The following is a 15,624-nucleotide window of genomic DNA, read 5'->3' as shown; positions in this document are numbered from 1 at the left end:
AGTGAGAGGTATTTCGTGAGCGAAGTAAATGTACCATTGTCTTTTTCTGATGCCGCAGCATTACGCGTTAAAACGTTGATTGAAGAGGAAGAAAACCCAGAACTAAAATTGCGTGTCTACATAACAGGTGGCGGATGCAGTGGTTTTCAATACGGTTTTACCTTTGATGAGAATGTCAACGAAGGTGATACTACAATTGAAAACAGTGGCGTTACCTTGGTGATAGATCCAATGAGCCTGCAATACCTCATTGGTGGCGTGGTTGACTATACAGAAGGCCTTGAAGGGGCGAGATTCTTTGTGAACAACCCAAATGCTACCACGACCTGTGGCTGCGGTGCCTCTTTCAGTGTGTAACTAAATCGAGTAGGGCAACCAACAAAGGTTGCCCTATTTGTATCTTGGCGGTCATTTTTATTACCTGCATACGTCTAATTTAAACAAGATACACTCGGCCATTGAATCATAGGCCGTATAATGCAAAAGGATTTTGTATGTCTATCGCTTCTCTTCGGCAGCACTTCGCTGAACGGCCGTGGCTGGCTTCTCTCGTTTTTATCATTGGACTCGTGGCATGGTTGTCTTTAGGTCAGCTTCAAGCCGAAGAACCTTCATCGTCTGTTGCTACTTCGTCTGAATCACTCCCGGTGGCCAAAGTGGTTTACGATACGTTTAAGGCGCAGCCTACTCATAAAACCATCGAGCTCTACGGCCGAACGGCACCTAATCGACAAGTCAAATTGGCAGCAGAAATCGCAGGTAAAGTTATTCGCTTAGATGTGAAGAAAGGGCTAGCGGTTAAAAAAGGGCAAGTGATCGCCAAGATTGATGAGCGTGATCTAGACAGTCAGCTCAGACGAGCGCAAAGTTTATTGAGTGTTAAAGAGAAAGAATTTAAAGCGGCTCAATCCTTGAGAAAACGAGGCTTGCAAGGTGAAGTGGCCTTTGCAACAGCAGAGGCAGCTTTGATTGATGCTCGCGCTAATTTAACCAATGTGCAAACCGCGCTTGGTAACACCACAATCAAAGCCCCTTTTAATGGCATATTGGATGATAGATTTGTGGAAGTTGGTGATTTTGTTGCTGTTGGCGATCCGGTAGCGACTGTTATTGACCTTGATAAATTAGTGATTGAAGCAGATGTCAGTGAACGTCATATTCAGTCTCTTCGTTCGGGTCAACATGCTGAGGTTCGTACGATTGATCAGGTACAACATCAAGGTAACGTCCGTTACATGAGCCGTATTTCTTCTCCTGCAACGAACACGTTTCCAATCGAAATTGAAATTGATAACCCTAATGGGACTACGCCAGCCGGAATGAGCGCTGAAGTGGTGTTAGCACTTGATCAGATCCCTGCCATTAAAGTAACTGCTGCGATGTTAGCGCTGGACGAACAAGGAAACTTAGGGATAAAAACGTTACGTGATGGTCGTGTTCATTTTGTTCCTATTCAACTGGTGAAAGCAGAAGAAGATGGGGTATGGTTAACGGGATTAGGTGAGCAAGTGGATATCATTGTTTTGGGGCAGGGGTTTGCTCGAGATGGCGATATTGTCGCAGCAACGAAAGCAAACCATGAGAGCACGACAACGGCGAACACTCAGTAAGGGAACATTATGTATACGTTAATTGATGCGGCCTTATCTCGTGTTCGGACGATGCTAACTTTGCTGGTCATGATCCTTATCGCAGGTGTGATCACCTATATCACCATTCCCAAGGAGTCCAGTCCAGACATTACTATCCCGATTATTTATGTGTCTGTCGGGCACCAAGGGATATCACCTACGGATGCAGAAAGGCTTCTTGTCCGGCCGTTAGAACAAGAGCTGCGTTCGATTGAAGGCGTCAAAGAAATGACCTCAGTGGCATCGGAAGGTCATGCCTCGGTCACTTTAGAATTCAGCGTGGGCGTCGATCTCACTTCAGCAATGGCGGACGTGCGTGATGCGGTAGATTTAGCAAAACCCAAATTACCAGAAGGCAGTGATGAGCCTACGGTTAATGAGGTGACACTTGCTTCTGAAGAGCCCGTATTAACCGTTGTGCTATACGGAACAACACCAGAGCGAACGACGGTACAGATTGCTCGTGCACTTCGCGATAAGCTGGAAAGCTATCGGCAGGTGTTGGAAGTGGATATTGCTGGTGACCGTGACGATATTGTAGAAATTATTGTCGATCCACTATTAATGGAAAGCTATGGCCTAGATCAAGCGGACATTTACAACCTTATCGCTTTAAACAACCGGGTTGTTGCTGCAGGCTTTGTTGACACAGGCTATGGGCGTTTCTCAGTGAAAGTCCCTTCAGTATTTGACTCTTTGAAGGATGTTTTAGAGTTACCAATTAAGGTGAATGGTAAAGAAGTTGTGACATTCGCTGATGTGGCGACGGTGCGCCGTTCATTTCGTGATCCAGAGAGTTTTGCTCGCTTAAATGGAGAAACCGCTGTTATTTTAGATATCAAAAAGCGTGCTGGAGAAAATATTATCGACACGGTTGATTTGGTCAAACTTGTTCTTAAAGAGGCGCAAAATAGACAAGATTGGCCGTCTAATCTTCAGGTGCGGTATACCTGGGATCAATCTGATGATGTTAAACAGATGCTGACAGATCTCCAAAATAATATCTTGTCCGCGATTATTCTGGTTGTGATCGTCATTATTGCAATTTTAGGCGTTCGTACAGCATTGCTTGTTGGTATTTCAATTCCCGGTTCATTTCTTACCGGACTATTGGTGCTGTCAGTATTTGGGCTGACGATTAATATTGTGGTTCTTTTCGCTCTTATTATGGCTGTAGGGATGCTGGTGGATGGGGCCATTGTTGTCACCGAATTTGCTGACCGACGAATGCAAGAGGGGGTGGCGCGCAAAGAAGCCTACCGTGATGCAGCGAAACGTATGGCGTGGCCGATAACCGCTTCCACCGCAACGACACTTGCGGCTTTCGCGCCACTTTTATTTTGGCCAGATATCACCGGTGAGTTTATGAAATACTTACCGCTAACATTAATTGCGACTCTCACCGCCTCCTTGGTCATGGCATTACTTTTTGTCCCTGTTATTGGCAGTTTAATTGGAAAACCGCAAGCGATGGGGGCGACGCAACGACAAGAAGCGGTTGACCTGCATAACGGTAAGTTCGATAAGGCAACAGGAATCACCAAGTTTTATTATCAAACTTTATCGATAGCGATACAGCACCCTCTAAAAGTACTGTGTTGTGCCTTTATACTGGCAGGAGGCGTTGGGTTTACCTACAGTAAGGCCGGACTTGGTGTCGAGTTTTTTCCTGAAGTGGAACCACCGAACTTTACTGTAAAAGTTCGTTCATACGGTGATCTATCGATTAACGAAAAAGATATCGTGATGAAAGATATTGAAGCGGTGATGTTAGGGCATGATGAGTTTGAAAGCGTCTATACACGCACTGGGGGCAGTGACGAAATTGGTCAAATTCAAATAACCCCTGTTGATTGGCAAGAGCGCCGCAAGATAAAAGACATTATTGAAGAATTGAAACAGGTCACTAACCAGTTTGCTGGTGTTGAAATTGAATATAAATTTCCAGACGCAGGCCCCCCTGTTGAGCATGATTTAGTGATAGAAGTATCTGCTCAAAACTCCAGCATCGACCAGTTAGATGGGGCGGCAAAGGTGCTGCGTTATTGGGCAGATAGAAACCCAGCTTTAACCAACCTAAGTGATACCACGAACAAAGAGGGTATTGATTGGCATATTGATATTCGTCGTGATGATGCCTCTCGATTTTCCGCAGATGCAACCTTGGTTGGTAATACCGTTCAGTTTGTGACCAATGGCTTAAAGATTGGTGATTATTTACCTGATGATGCTGATGAAGAAGTGGACATATTAGTTCGTTACCCACATGACAAGCGCGATATCGGTCGCTTTGATCAATTACGTGTTAAAACGCAAAGTGGGTTAGTTCCCATTACTAACTTTGCTGATATTAAGCCTGACCATAAACAAGACACGATTCGACGAATTGACGGTCGAAGGATCATCAATATCAAAGCTGATATGGCTGAAGGATATAACTTAGCGCTTGAATTGCCTAAGATTACTGAGCAGATTCAGCAGCTCGATTTACCGACTGGAATTGAATTTAAGATTCGAGGGCAGAACGAAGAGCAAGAAAACTCGTCGGCATTTCTACAACAAGCATTTCTCATTGCTCTTGGCGTCCTGGCGTTGATCCTGATTACTCAATTCAACAGTTTTTACCAAGCTTTTTTGATTTTAAGTGCGGTTCTATTTTCTACGGTCGGTGTGTTTGCTGGGCTACTGATCTTTCAAAAACCGTTTGGCATCATTATGTCTGGGATTGGTGTGATTGCGCTAGCAGGTATCGTTGTGAACAATAATATTGTATTGATCGATACCTATAATCAGATGCGTCGACGAGGCTTAGACAAGCAAGAAGCGATTCTTCGTACTGGCGTACAGCGTTTAAGACCAGTATTGCTCACGACCGTCACCACGATTTTGGGTTTATTGCCAATGGTATTGGAGATGAACGTCGATCTAATTAATCAAAAGATTGAATTTGGCGCCCCGAGCACGCAATGGTGGTCACAATTAGCGACCGCCGTTGCTGGTGGCCTTGCTTTTGCTACCGTACTCACTTTGGTTTTGACCCCTTGTTTATTGATGTTAGGGCGAGAACACAGCCGCGAGCATTTTGAAGCTGACTAAAAAAATAACTATACCCAAGTGACCTCAAGATGCTTGATTCAGAGCGAGGTCACTGAGTCGAATTCAAGAAAGACAACGAAGCGGAATAGCAGGCTCTTTCCAAGTTGTCTGACGCAAGAAGTCGGCTCAGTGACACGCTCCCAAAGGGCGAGTGACCTTAACTCTCAGGCTTTGTTAACGATTCTCAATGTAGAACGACTATATCTTCGAATCGTTGCCGCGCCTGAAAGTTAAGGTCATCTCGCTGAACACAGCATCTTGAGGTTACTTGGGTATAAGAGGCATCATGTATGCCTCTTAGTATGATTAGACTAGTTTAGAAAAGCTAAGGCAAGGAGAGATATCCAAGTAGCCAGCTCAGTGACCTCGCTTGGAATAAAGCATTTTGAGGTCACTTGGATACAAATGGTTTAATGCATTGCCATTAAGCGTTCAAAACGGTCCATTTTATCCATAGTTACTTTGGCATTGGCTAAGAAGGTTTGTTTGGCTTTACCTGTTAACGATTTTGCTTGTGGCAGTTTTACCGTTCTCGCATTTTTATGTACACCGTTAACCAAAAACTCATAGTGTAGATGCGGCCCCGTTACGCGGCCGGTGCCACCCAATGTTCCGATTGTCTGACCTTGTTTGACTCGTTGTCCTGTTTTAACCGTTCTTTTGGTTAAGTGAAGATACTTGGTGATATAGGTGTTACTGTGTTTAATAAACACATAGTTACCATTAAATTTGTTATAGGCTGATTTTTGAACGACACCATCACCCGCGGCCCAAATTGGTGTGCCAACGGGCGCTGCGTAATCTGTCCCTCTATGGGGCCGGACTCTTCCTGTCACGGGGTGCAGGCGGCGAGGGTTGAAGTTGGAGGTTACTCGACGGAAGTCCAATGGTGCTCTGAGAAAGGCTTTTTTCATTGCTCGTCCATTCTCATCAAAGTATTTGCCAGACTTTTCATCTAGGATGGCTGTGAATTTGTCACCTTGGTTGTGAAATTCAGCAGCAATGATTTTTCCACGCCCAATCACTTCACCTTCTACGACTTCTTCTTGGTAAAGTACTCTAAAGGAGTCATCTTTTCTAATGTCTAACGCAAAGTCGATATCCCAACCAAAGATACCCGCTAACTCCATAATCTGATTGGCATTTAGGCCAGAGGCTATCCCAGCATTCCAAAAGTTGGATTTGATGGTTGCTTCGGCATAATTCAATTGATGGTCTACTTGCTTTTTATCCACGCCCGTAAGGTATTTATCGCCTTGCTTTTCGACATAAAAAGTTTCAAACGTGCTTAGTGGCAGTTTGAGGTGGACAAATTGATTATTTTCATCGAGACCAAAATGCAGAGCATCTCCAGGTTGCAAACGAGTCAGCCGCTCTTTGATCTTTTTATTCGATGATAGAAGTTCTTGAAGAAGGCGAGGCGAGAGGCCTGCTCGCTGGAATAAAATCGCGGCACTTTCGCCATGAGCGACTTTGTCTTTTTTCCATGTAAGCGCTTTTGATACGGATGCTGGCACTGCCCGTTCCGGTGAGCTTAGAGAAAGCGGGATCGGATAAGATTCGCCGACTTGTAGTCTTTTTTGTTGGGGATCGAGCTCTTGCGGATCTGGCAAAAAGAAAAAAGCGACAATGATAAGAACACCAAACAAGCCGATAAGGACTTTATGCAACAGTGGTAAGCGGACTAAAATCGAATGCATGAGGTACTTGATTACCCAATTAAACGTAAAAATTCACAATCACTAGTCTAACGTGTTTCAAAATGCATCGCTATTCAAGTAATATGTTCGACTATTATATTTTTGCCAAATTTGTGGGAGTGAACAATAATGGCGAGCATTGAAGCTGCACTGGCCGAGATTAAGCGTGGTGTCGAAGAACTGATTCCAGAAGAAGAGCTGATCGCAAAACTGAAAGAAGGCCGACCTTTACGTATAAAACTGGGTGCTGATCCAACTGCGCCTGATATTCATCTTGGCCATACGGTCATTTTTAATAAACTTCGTTTATTCCAAGAATTAGGTCATGAAGTCACCTTTTTGATTGGTGATTTTACTGCGATGGTTGGTGACCCAACGGGTAAGAATACCACTCGTCCACCACTGAGCCGTGAAGATGTAATTCGCAATGCTGAAACTTATAAAGAGCAAGTATTCAAAATTCTTGATCCAGCAAAAACAAAAGTTCAGTTTAACTCGGAGTGGTTGTCGGAACTTGGCGCTGAAGGCATGATTCGTCTTGCTGCTAACCAAACCGTTGCACGAATGTTAGAGCGTGATGATTTCAAAAAACGTTACGCAGGTGGTCAACCTATTGCTATCCATGAGTTTATGTACCCGCTTTTACAGGGATGGGACTCGGTTGCGATGGAAACGGATGTTGAGCTTGGCGGTACAGACCAAAAATTCAATCTTCTTATGGGACGTGAACTGCAAAAGTCGCATGGTCAGAAACCACAAGCTGTTTTGATGATGCCGCTTCTCGTTGGCTTGGATGGCGAGAAAAAGATGTCTAAGTCTGCCAATAACTACATTGGGATCAACGAGGCGCCAAATGAAATGTTTGGTAAGATCATGTCGATCTCTGATGACTTGATGTGGAATTACTATGATCTCCTGTCATTTAGACCAATTGAAGAAATAGCTCAATTTAAGGCAGATATTGAAGCGGGTGCTAACCCTCGTAATATCAAAGTACTACTAGCAAAAGAAATTATTGCTCGTTTCCATAGTGAAGCAGATGCAGATGCAGCAGAGCAAGAATTTGTGAACCGTTTTGCTAAGAACCAAATTCCTGACGAAATGCCGGAGTTTGATTTTGAAGCAGGCACGCCAGTTGCAAACCTACTGAAAGAAGCGGGCCTATGTGCTTCAACGTCGGAAGCCATGCGCATGGTTAAGCAAGGCGCTGCGAAGATCGAGGGTGAGAAAGTCGCGGACGCGAAGTTTGCGCCTGAGGCGGGTACTTACGTATTCCAAGTGGGTAAGCGTAAATTCGCACGTATTACTATCAAATAATACATAATTGCTTAAGATCAAAGCGCCCACTGGGCGCTTTTTTGATCTAAGGCGTTCATTTTATTCGCTGGTCATTTAACACAGCTCATTCACAATCACGGTGGTCTGGATAGTTAAGCCTTTCGAGGCTGCTTGAGCTTCAAGTTACTGGTTCGCAGTTGTTTGACTGAAGCGGATTACATCTTGATAAAAAAGCTTCTCAAATTGTGTTATCGGCGGGAGTGACGCTCGTTTTCCAGAGTTTTTATCTGGGAAGTAGTCTGATACAAACTGTACAAATACCGTGTTTGGCTGCCCATTCTTATCAAGGCCATATCCTGCCATGTTATAAGTACCGTAGATTGAGCCACTCTTGGCGATTAATTGCCCTTTAATCGGTGCTTTACGCATGCTTTTCCGGTAGTGCAGCGTGCCAGATTCACCCGATTTAGGCATGATAGCAATTAAGTTAAGTTTGTGTTCATTCCGCCAGATATAACGCAGTATCGCAGCCATTGAAGGTGCAGAAAGGCGATTACTTCGTGATAAGCCTGAGCCATCCTCCAATCGAGCGCTTTGAATATTAATCCCAGTATGAGCAAAGATAATCTGTTTTATTGCTTGAGTCCCGTTAGCAAAGCTGCCTGGTTGGATAAAAAACTTTGCGCCAAGCGTTTTAGTTAAAGCATCGGCAATTAAGTTATCGGAGCGCTTTAACATGACATCTAATAACCGTGGTAAAGGTTTAGATTGGTGGAGCGCTTGTAACTGACGTTTTTTATCAGGCGGGGTTCCAATTCTTATCTTTCCTCTTAGGACAATCCCCGTCTTTCTCAATAAATGTTCAATTTTTTTACTGGTATAACGTTCTGGATCCTGAACGGCTATTTTCAATGGTAGAGGTTTATCACCTCTATCAACGATACAACCCGTTAATTCATAATGATTACTTGGCTTAGCAATTAAGCCAAGTTCGCAATGACGGCTTTTCTTTGTACTACTTGAGACGGTTTGTGCGCGAGTGGTGACTTGAATCGGTTGGTGCTCAGGAACATAAGCTCGGGTTTTACCATTTTTCTGGGTGTAAAGTGAGGCTTGAACACAGTTATCATCAAGGCTGATTGCAGAAACTGGTGCACTATAGCACACGCCCAAAATATCCCACGGCCAACCAAGTGCACGATCGTAACCTGTGAAGGCACTATTATCTAACCAAAGGTCACCATTGATTTTTCTCAAGCCATTTTTTTGGGCGCGAGTGAGCATTTTTTGCAGATCACTGGTTAAGAGGGTCGGGTCACCGGAAAAGGAGATAACAGTATCAGAGTCTGAACTTTCTAGTTTCGTGTTAAAAGTAAATCCATCGCCTAGTTCAAGTTTAGCCGCAAGTGCAGTAACAATTTTTAGTGTACTGGCAGGTGGGAAAAGCTGATCAGTGGGATTGATATCGGTTAATCCAGTTTGAGAGTCTAGCTTTTGAGCAACCAAGCTGACACGAGCTCCATTAGGAAGCACCTCTTGATGAGGGTAGCTGAGCACTGTTGAGGAGAAAAGGTTAGCGATGAAGAAAAGGGGCCAACGTAAGCGCATAATAGACGTTCATAAAAACAAAGAGATACCAAGAGTATATATGGAAATCCTTTCAGTGAGCATAAAAAATGCCTGCATATGCAGGCATTTTTATCATTCAATCAATGAGATTGGCTTAGAAGTCGTAACGTAGACCTAGAGCCACTTCATCTTCTGCATCAATCTTAGTTGCTTTGTAGTTAGCTGTCTCTGTCGAACCCATTTTATCGCCAGCATCAATTAGGTTGAAGTTGTACGATACGTAACCACGGAAGTTAGGTTTGAAGTAGTAAGTTGCATCTACAGCAAAGTTATTTGCAGAAGTTTCGTTGTTTGTTTCTGCGTTGTTGTATGTAGAGCTGAATACAGTTTGGCCCATGGTGTATGCGCCTGCAAGCTCGTAACCTGTGTAGTCTACAGATTTGTTAGACATAGTGCTGTCTGCGCTAACAGCCTTTTCACCGTCAGTGAGTACACCTGCGAAGTATAGGTTATTCATGGTGTAAGAAGCGGCTAGCATGTATTCGTTAGCTTCGTCTTGGTCTGCATAACCAGCACCAAGCTCAAGGCCAGTATCAGCAACAGCGTAAGTTGCGGCTAGAGAGTAACCATCGTTGCCGCTGTCTGTATATTCAGTACCCGTTTCATCACGGTCAGCAAAGCGGTAGCTTGCTTTTAGCGATAGGTTGTCAAATTGGCCTTTGTAAGAAACCATGTTGCTTGAACGGTCAGCTGCTTCTAGTTTATCAGCAGCAGAGTTGCCGTGGTAAGCCATAATATCAGTAAAATCAGTTACGATGCCAAGAGCGCCATCATTTTTACCGTAAGTGACTTCACCGAATGCACCACCTAGACCTGCGTATACATAGCGTGTATCTAAGCCATCATTTTTAGCATCTTCATCTGCTGAAGTGAATTCGCCTTCCCAGAAACCAACACCGTAAAGTTCGTCAGTGATCGCTTGCTTACCAAGAACATTCACACGTGCGCGTGATTTATCAGCTACATCACCATCTTTCATTGATAGACGAGCTTCTGCGCGGCCACCGATTTCAAAAGAAGCGCCATCTTGGTTGTAAATTTCTGCGGCATTAACGCCTGTTGCCATCGCTGCTGCTGAAACAGAAAGTGCAATTAAAGTCTTTTTCATTTTATTTTGTCCTAGTTAGTTTTCCATAAACTGATATGGCAGAGATGCTCTCTCTCACAAGTCATTACTTCGCTTATGGTTTATCTGACGAGAATCCCCCCTGCGTCAGAAAAGCTATTGAGTTAAAGCTTGCAGGACATGTTTTACTGCTAAAGTTTCATTAGAGGTTAGTAAAATGATATAAATGAAAATAATGCACACCGTTCAATTGTGGTTCTTTTCTTTTGATGTTAATGATTGATAAGCGTTTTTTTATTTTATTGGTTATTTTTATTTTTTGTTGTTTTTATCTTTTTTTATGTTTATTTGGGTTGGATGAGTCATGTTTTACAATCACTTACCTAGAAATACCCGGGACAACGGCGCTTAATTACGTGGCTTTAAGCACACTATGGCAGGGCGGATGGAATTTAAGGTGATTTCATTCACCAGTTTGTTTAAACTAACCAAACAACATTTTTGAACGTCTTGTCTAACCAAGTATTAGGTAAGGTTTTTTTGTTCAGAGACTCCTTTGATCTTGAGGTTATATAATGGAAAAGGTTCCAATGACACTGCGTGGAGAACAATTACTGCGCACTGAACTCGATCGTCTACTAAAACTACGCCCACAAATATCTGAAGCAATAGCAGAAGCTCGTGAGTTAGGCGACTTAAAGGAAAATGCTGAATATCATGCAGCACGTGAAGAGCAGGGAATCTGTGAAGCTCAAATTCGTGATATCGAATATAAGTTATCGGTCGCTCAGGTTATTGATGTCACAAAAATGGAAAATAATGGCAAAGTCATTTTTGGTTCTACCGTCACATTGATTGATTGCGATACCGAAGAAGAAAAAACGTATCAAATTGTCGGCGATGACGAAGCTGATATTAAAGCGGGTCGTATTTCTGTCAGCTCACCGATTGCCCGAGGTTTGATTGGCAAGATGGAGGGCGATGAAGTTGTCATTCAAACTCCTGGTGGTGCGAAAGATTTTGAAATCGACAGCGTTGAATACCTCTAATTCTTGATGAATTGTTGAATGAAATACAAAAAAGGTCGCCTAAGCGACCTTTTCTTTTCATCCAAGCGAATATAATTACTTGCGAGGAATGTCGATTTTGCGCTCTTCAGATTGACGGAACAGTACAAGTACTTTACCGATAGTCTGAACTTTCTCTGCGCCTGTTTCACGCACGATAGCGTCGATAATCAGCTGTTTTGTCTCACGATCTTCTGATGCTACTTTGATTTTAATCAGTTCATGGTGATTCAGAGCAATTTCAATTTCCGCTAGTACGGCTTCGGTAAGTCCATTTGCGCCCATTAGCACAACAGGTTTTAAACTGTGAGCTAGGCCTTTAAGGTGCTGCTTTTGTTTGGTGCTTAGGTTCATTACGCGGCCAATTTTCTTTAAAATAAGGGTTGAAAAAAGCTATTTTAACGCCATCTATTGCTGAAGACTATAATTTATTGAGCAATAGGCTGGACCTATCTAAACAATAGCTGCTATTTACGCCTTGTTAGGATTAAAATGAGTAAACAAAAACATTCAGCGAGCTCTGGCCGTTGGTTGAAAGAACACTTTGACGATAAGTATGCGAATGAAGCTCGCAAGAAAGGCTACCGTTCCCGCGCTTACTTCAAAATTGATGAGATCCAAACCAAAGATAAATTGTTAAAACCTGGAATGACTGTGGTCGATTTAGGTGCGGCACCGGGTGGTTGGTCTCAATATGCTGCTAAGATAGTGGGTGATGATGGGCAAATTATTGCATGTGATTTGCTACCGATGGACCCTATTGCTGGTGTGAGCTTTCTTCAGGGGGATTTTCGAGAAGATGCGGTATTAGAAGCGTTACTAGACAGAATCCAACCATCTATGGTGGATGTGGTGATGTCTGATATGGCACCTAATATTGCAGGTAATAACTCTGTTGATCAGCCTCGTGCTATGTACTTGGTTGAATTGGCATTAGATATGTGTCGACAAGTTCTAGCTCCTAATGGTAGCTTTGTCGTAAAAGTTTTTCAGGGTGAAGGCTTCGATCAGTATGTTAAAGAAGTCAAGAACCTGTTTAAAGTTGTAAAAACAAGAAAACCGGACTCATCGCGGGCTCGCTCTCGAGAAGTCTTTATTGTAGCCACTGGTTACAAAGGTTAACCATTTCGTTCCTTTATAGGATGGTTAACACTATGGCTACGGTTTGCAAACTGTAGTACCCTACCTTTAATTACAATCAGTTATCGAGAGGCTGACACCTTGAGTGACATGGCAAAAAATTTAATTCTGTGGCTTGTTATCGCAGTTGTGTTGATGTCGGTATTTCAGAGCTTTGGCCCTGGGGAAAGCAACGGCAGAACGGTGGACTACACCACATTCGTACAAGAAGTTGGCAAAGGCCAGATTCAAGAAGCAACATTTAAAGATGGCGAAATCAGTTTTGTTCGTAACAGCGGTGGTGCCAAGATGGTCACTTATATGCCAGTGTACGATCAAAAACTACTGGATGACCTAATCTCACATAATGTAAAAGTTCAAGGCACACCGCCAGAAGAACAGAGCTTACTTGGCACTATCTTTATTTCTTGGTTCCCAATGATCTTACTGATCGGTGTGTGGATTTTCTTCATGCGTCAGATGCAAGGCGGTGGCGGTAAAGGTGCCATGTCTTTTGGTAAGAGCAAAGCTCGAATGATGAGCGAAGAGCAAATTAAAACAACTTTTGCCGACGTTGCAGGTTGTGACGAAGCAAAAGAAGACGTGAAAGAGCTGGTCGATTACCTCCGTGACCCAAGTCGTTTCCAGAAGCTAGGTGGTAAAATCCCTACTGGTGTGTTGATGGTTGGTCCTCCTGGTACTGGTAAAACATTGCTTGCTAAGGCAATTGCGGGTGAAGCTAAAGTACCGTTCTTTACGATCTCTGGTTCGGATTTTGTGGAAATGTTTGTTGGTGTCGGTGCATCTCGTGTGCGTGACATGTTTGAGCAAGCCAAAAAAGCAGCACCGTGTATTATCTTTATCGATGAGATCGATGCTGTAGGTCGTCAACGTGGTGCTGGTGTAGGTGGTGGCCATGACGAACGTGAACAAACCCTTAACCAGATGCTGGTTGAAATGGATGGATTTGAAGGTAATGAAGGCATCATCGTCATTGCGGCAACTAACCGTCCAGACGTTTTAGACCCTGCATTACTTCGTCCTGGTCGTTTTGACCGTCAAGTGGTGGTTGGGCTGCCAGATGTTCGTGGTCGTGAGCAGATCCTTAAAGTACACATGAGAAAAGTACCGTTAGCGGATGATGTAGAGCCTTCTCTAATCGCTCGTGGTACCCCTGGTTTCTCTGGTGCTGACCTTGCTAACCTTGTTAACGAAGCCGCATTGTTTGCAGCACGTGGCAATAAACGTAATGTTTCTATGGTCGAGTTTGAACTTGCTAAAGATAAAATCATGATGGGTGCAGAGCGCCGTTCAATGGTAATGTCTGAAGAAGTTAAAGAATCAACGGCTTACCATGAAGCTGGCCATGCTATTGTTGGTCGATTGGTACCTGAGCATGATCCTGTATATAAAGTTTCTATCATTCCACGTGGCCGCGCTCTTGGTGTGACAATGTACTTACCAGAGCAAGACCGAGTGAGTATGTCTCGTCAACACCTTGAATCAATGGTGTCGAGCTTATATGGTGGTCGTTTGGCAGAAGAGCTTATCTACGGCGCTGATAAAGTGTCGACAGGCGCTTCTAACGATATCGAACGAGCAACAGATATTGCACGCAAAATGGTCACGCAATGGGGCTTTTCTGAAAAGCTGGGTCCGTTACTCTACGCAGAAGAAGAAGGTGAAGTTTTCTTGGGCCGTAGCGTAACGCAAACCAAGCATATGTCGGATGACACAGCGAAGCTCATTGATGATGAGATCCGTACTATCATTGACCGTAACTATGACCGTGCTAAGCAAATCCTAGAAGAAAACATGGATATTATGCACGCGATGAAAGACGCATTGATGAAATACGAAACAATTGATGCTGGTCAGATTGATGATCTGATGAACCGGAAAACTGAGATTCGTGAGCCTGCAGGTTGGGGCGATAAGCCAACTGCCAAGCCGGCTTCGGAAAGTTCCTCAGAAGTTAAATCAGCAGAAAGCTCATCAGGTCAGGCTTCTCAAAATGCTTCGTCAAATGAAGCGCCTGAGAGCAAAGATGTGGAATAAAAATAACAATATCAATAAAACCCCGGGCTTAGCTCGGGGTTTTTGTATTTATAAAGAAAAATGCCGTCAAGGCGGACAGTTACGTCAAGGCGAATAGTTATAATGAGGCTAAGGTATGATCACAGCTACGATTGAGGCTAATAATAAAACGTTAGATATGACTCGCTCACATGTTATGGCGATCCTCAATGTCACACCGGATTCTTTTTCTGATGGAGGGAAGTTTAACTCTATCGAATCAGCATTGGCTCAAGTGGATAAAATGATTCAAGCTGGGGTAACCATCATTGATGTTGGTGGTGAATCAACAAGACCGGGCGCTCCTGATGTTGCACTGGAAGAAGAATTAGAGAGGGTTATTCCAGTTATTAAAGCGATCAGAGAACGTTATGATGTTTGGATCTCTATCGATACAAGTAAAGCCGAAGTAATGCGTCAAGCGGTTGAAGCAGGGGCAGATTTAATTAATGATGTGAGAGCATTACAAGAGCCAGGTGCACTTAAAGTCGCTGCGGAATCTAACTTACCTATTTGCCTTATGCATATGCAAGGTCAACCTAGGACTATGCAAGAAGCACCTCATTACGACGATTTAATGGGAGACGTTGCGGCTTTTCTTCAAGAGCGAGTGGCGGCTTGCGAAGCGGTTGGTATTGATAAATCAAAACTTATTTTAGATCCGGGTTTTGGTTTTGGTAAAACGATCGAACATAATTATCATATGCTGGCACATCTTGATAAGTTTCATGAGTTTGGTCTGCCTTTGTTAGCTGGAATCTCTCGTAAGAGTATGATTTTTAAGCTTCTAAATAAGCAAGCATCGGAATGTACCAATGCGAGCGTGGTCTGTGCCACAATAGCCGCCACGAAAGGTGCGCAAATTATTCGAGTTCATGACTTCGAAGAAACCATTGAAGCAATGAAAATTGTTGAAATGATGCACAATAATAAATAGATATTGAAAATAAATATTGAGGAAG

Annotated in this window: 12 protein-coding genes; 8 read left to right on the top strand and 4 right to left on the bottom strand. The window is 43.5% G+C overall.

Features of this window, described 5'->3' with window-relative positions; genetic code table 11:
- The first annotated feature begins 15 nt into the window (after positions 1-15).
- The 3 genes from erpA to BS333_RS11070 all read left to right on the top strand — a co-directional run bounded on the left by erpA (position 16) and on the right by BS333_RS11070 (position 4,727).
- Positions 16-357, top strand: a complete 342-nt coding sequence (erpA, locus tag BS333_RS11080; RefSeq protein WP_021710618.1) for an iron-sulfur cluster insertion protein ErpA — start codon at positions 16-18, stop codon at positions 355-357.
- Between the two features lie 137 nt (positions 358-494).
- A complete protein-coding gene (locus tag BS333_RS11075) occupies positions 495-1,610 on the top strand; it encodes an efflux RND transporter periplasmic adaptor subunit (RefSeq protein WP_021710619.1) in 1,116 nt (371 codons plus the stop codon).
- Positions 1,611-1,619: 9 nt separating this feature from the next.
- Positions 1,620-4,727, top strand: coding sequence for an efflux RND transporter permease subunit (locus tag BS333_RS11070; RefSeq protein ID WP_021710620.1), 3,108 nt, complete (start codon positions 1,620-1,622; stop codon positions 4,725-4,727).
- A gap of 410 nt (positions 4,728-5,137) precedes the next feature.
- On the opposite strand, the gene BS333_RS11060 is transcribed toward BS333_RS11070, so the two are convergent.
- On the bottom strand, positions 5,138-6,427 hold the full coding sequence (locus BS333_RS11060) for a peptidoglycan DD-metalloendopeptidase family protein (RefSeq protein WP_021708128.1): 1,290 nt from the start codon (positions 6,425-6,427) through the stop codon (positions 5,138-5,140).
- Between the two features lie 129 nt (positions 6,428-6,556).
- Between BS333_RS11060 and tyrS the strand changes: the two genes are divergently transcribed.
- Positions 6,557-7,744, top strand: coding sequence for a tyrosine--tRNA ligase (tyrS, locus tag BS333_RS11055; protein ID WP_021708129.1), 1,188 nt, complete (start codon positions 6,557-6,559; stop codon positions 7,742-7,744).
- 144 nt (positions 7,745-7,888) lie between these two features.
- Here the strand turns inward: tyrS and dacB are convergent, their stop codons facing one another.
- Together dacB and BS333_RS11045 are read right to left on the bottom strand one after the other, a co-directional pair.
- Positions 7,889-9,313 (bottom strand): serine-type D-Ala-D-Ala carboxypeptidase, encoded by a 1,425-nt coding sequence (gene dacB / locus BS333_RS11050; RefSeq protein ID WP_021708130.1) that lies wholly within the window; start codon positions 9,311-9,313, stop codon positions 7,889-7,891.
- A 115-nt stretch (positions 9,314-9,428) separates the two neighbouring features.
- Complete coding sequence (locus BS333_RS11045; RefSeq protein ID WP_021708131.1) at positions 9,429-10,442, bottom strand: porin; 1,014 nt, start codon at positions 10,440-10,442, stop codon at positions 9,429-9,431.
- Positions 10,443-10,975: 533 nt separating this feature from the next.
- Here BS333_RS11045 and greA point away from each other — a divergent pair.
- Positions 10,976-11,449 (top strand): transcription elongation factor GreA, encoded by a 474-nt coding sequence (gene greA, locus BS333_RS11040; protein WP_021708132.1) that lies wholly within the window; start codon positions 10,976-10,978, stop codon positions 11,447-11,449.
- Positions 11,450-11,524: 75 nt separating this feature from the next.
- Here greA and yhbY read toward each other — a convergent pair whose 3' ends face one another.
- A complete protein-coding gene (gene yhbY / locus BS333_RS11035; protein ID WP_021708133.1) occupies positions 11,525-11,821 on the bottom strand; it encodes a ribosome assembly RNA-binding protein YhbY in 297 nt (98 codons plus the stop codon).
- Positions 11,822-11,959: 138 nt separating this feature from the next.
- Here yhbY and rlmE point away from each other — a divergent pair, with 138 nt between their 5' ends.
- The 3 genes from rlmE (at position 11,960) to folP (ending at position 15,599) form a co-directional block, all read left to right on the top strand.
- Positions 11,960-12,589 (top strand): 23S rRNA (uridine(2552)-2'-O)-methyltransferase RlmE, encoded by a 630-nt coding sequence (gene rlmE / locus BS333_RS11030; protein WP_021708134.1) that lies wholly within the window; start codon positions 11,960-11,962, stop codon positions 12,587-12,589.
- 108 nt (positions 12,590-12,697) lie between these two features.
- On the top strand, positions 12,698-14,644 hold the full coding sequence (ftsH, locus tag BS333_RS11025; protein ID WP_033003187.1) for an ATP-dependent zinc metalloprotease FtsH: 1,947 nt from the start codon (positions 12,698-12,700) through the stop codon (positions 14,642-14,644).
- A gap of 115 nt (positions 14,645-14,759) precedes the next feature.
- Positions 14,760-15,599 carry a dihydropteroate synthase gene (folP, locus tag BS333_RS11020; protein WP_021708136.1) on the top strand — a complete coding sequence of 280 codons (840 nt, stop codon included), beginning with the start codon at positions 14,760-14,762 and terminating at the stop codon, positions 15,597-15,599.
- Positions 15,600-15,624: the final 25 nt, after the last annotated feature.

It is taken from the genome of Vibrio azureus (assembly GCF_002849855.1).
In the GTDB taxonomy this organism is placed as follows: Bacteria; Pseudomonadota; Gammaproteobacteria; order Enterobacterales; family Vibrionaceae; genus Vibrio; species Vibrio azureus.
This window is presented reverse-complemented; position numbering and strand designations above follow the sequence as displayed.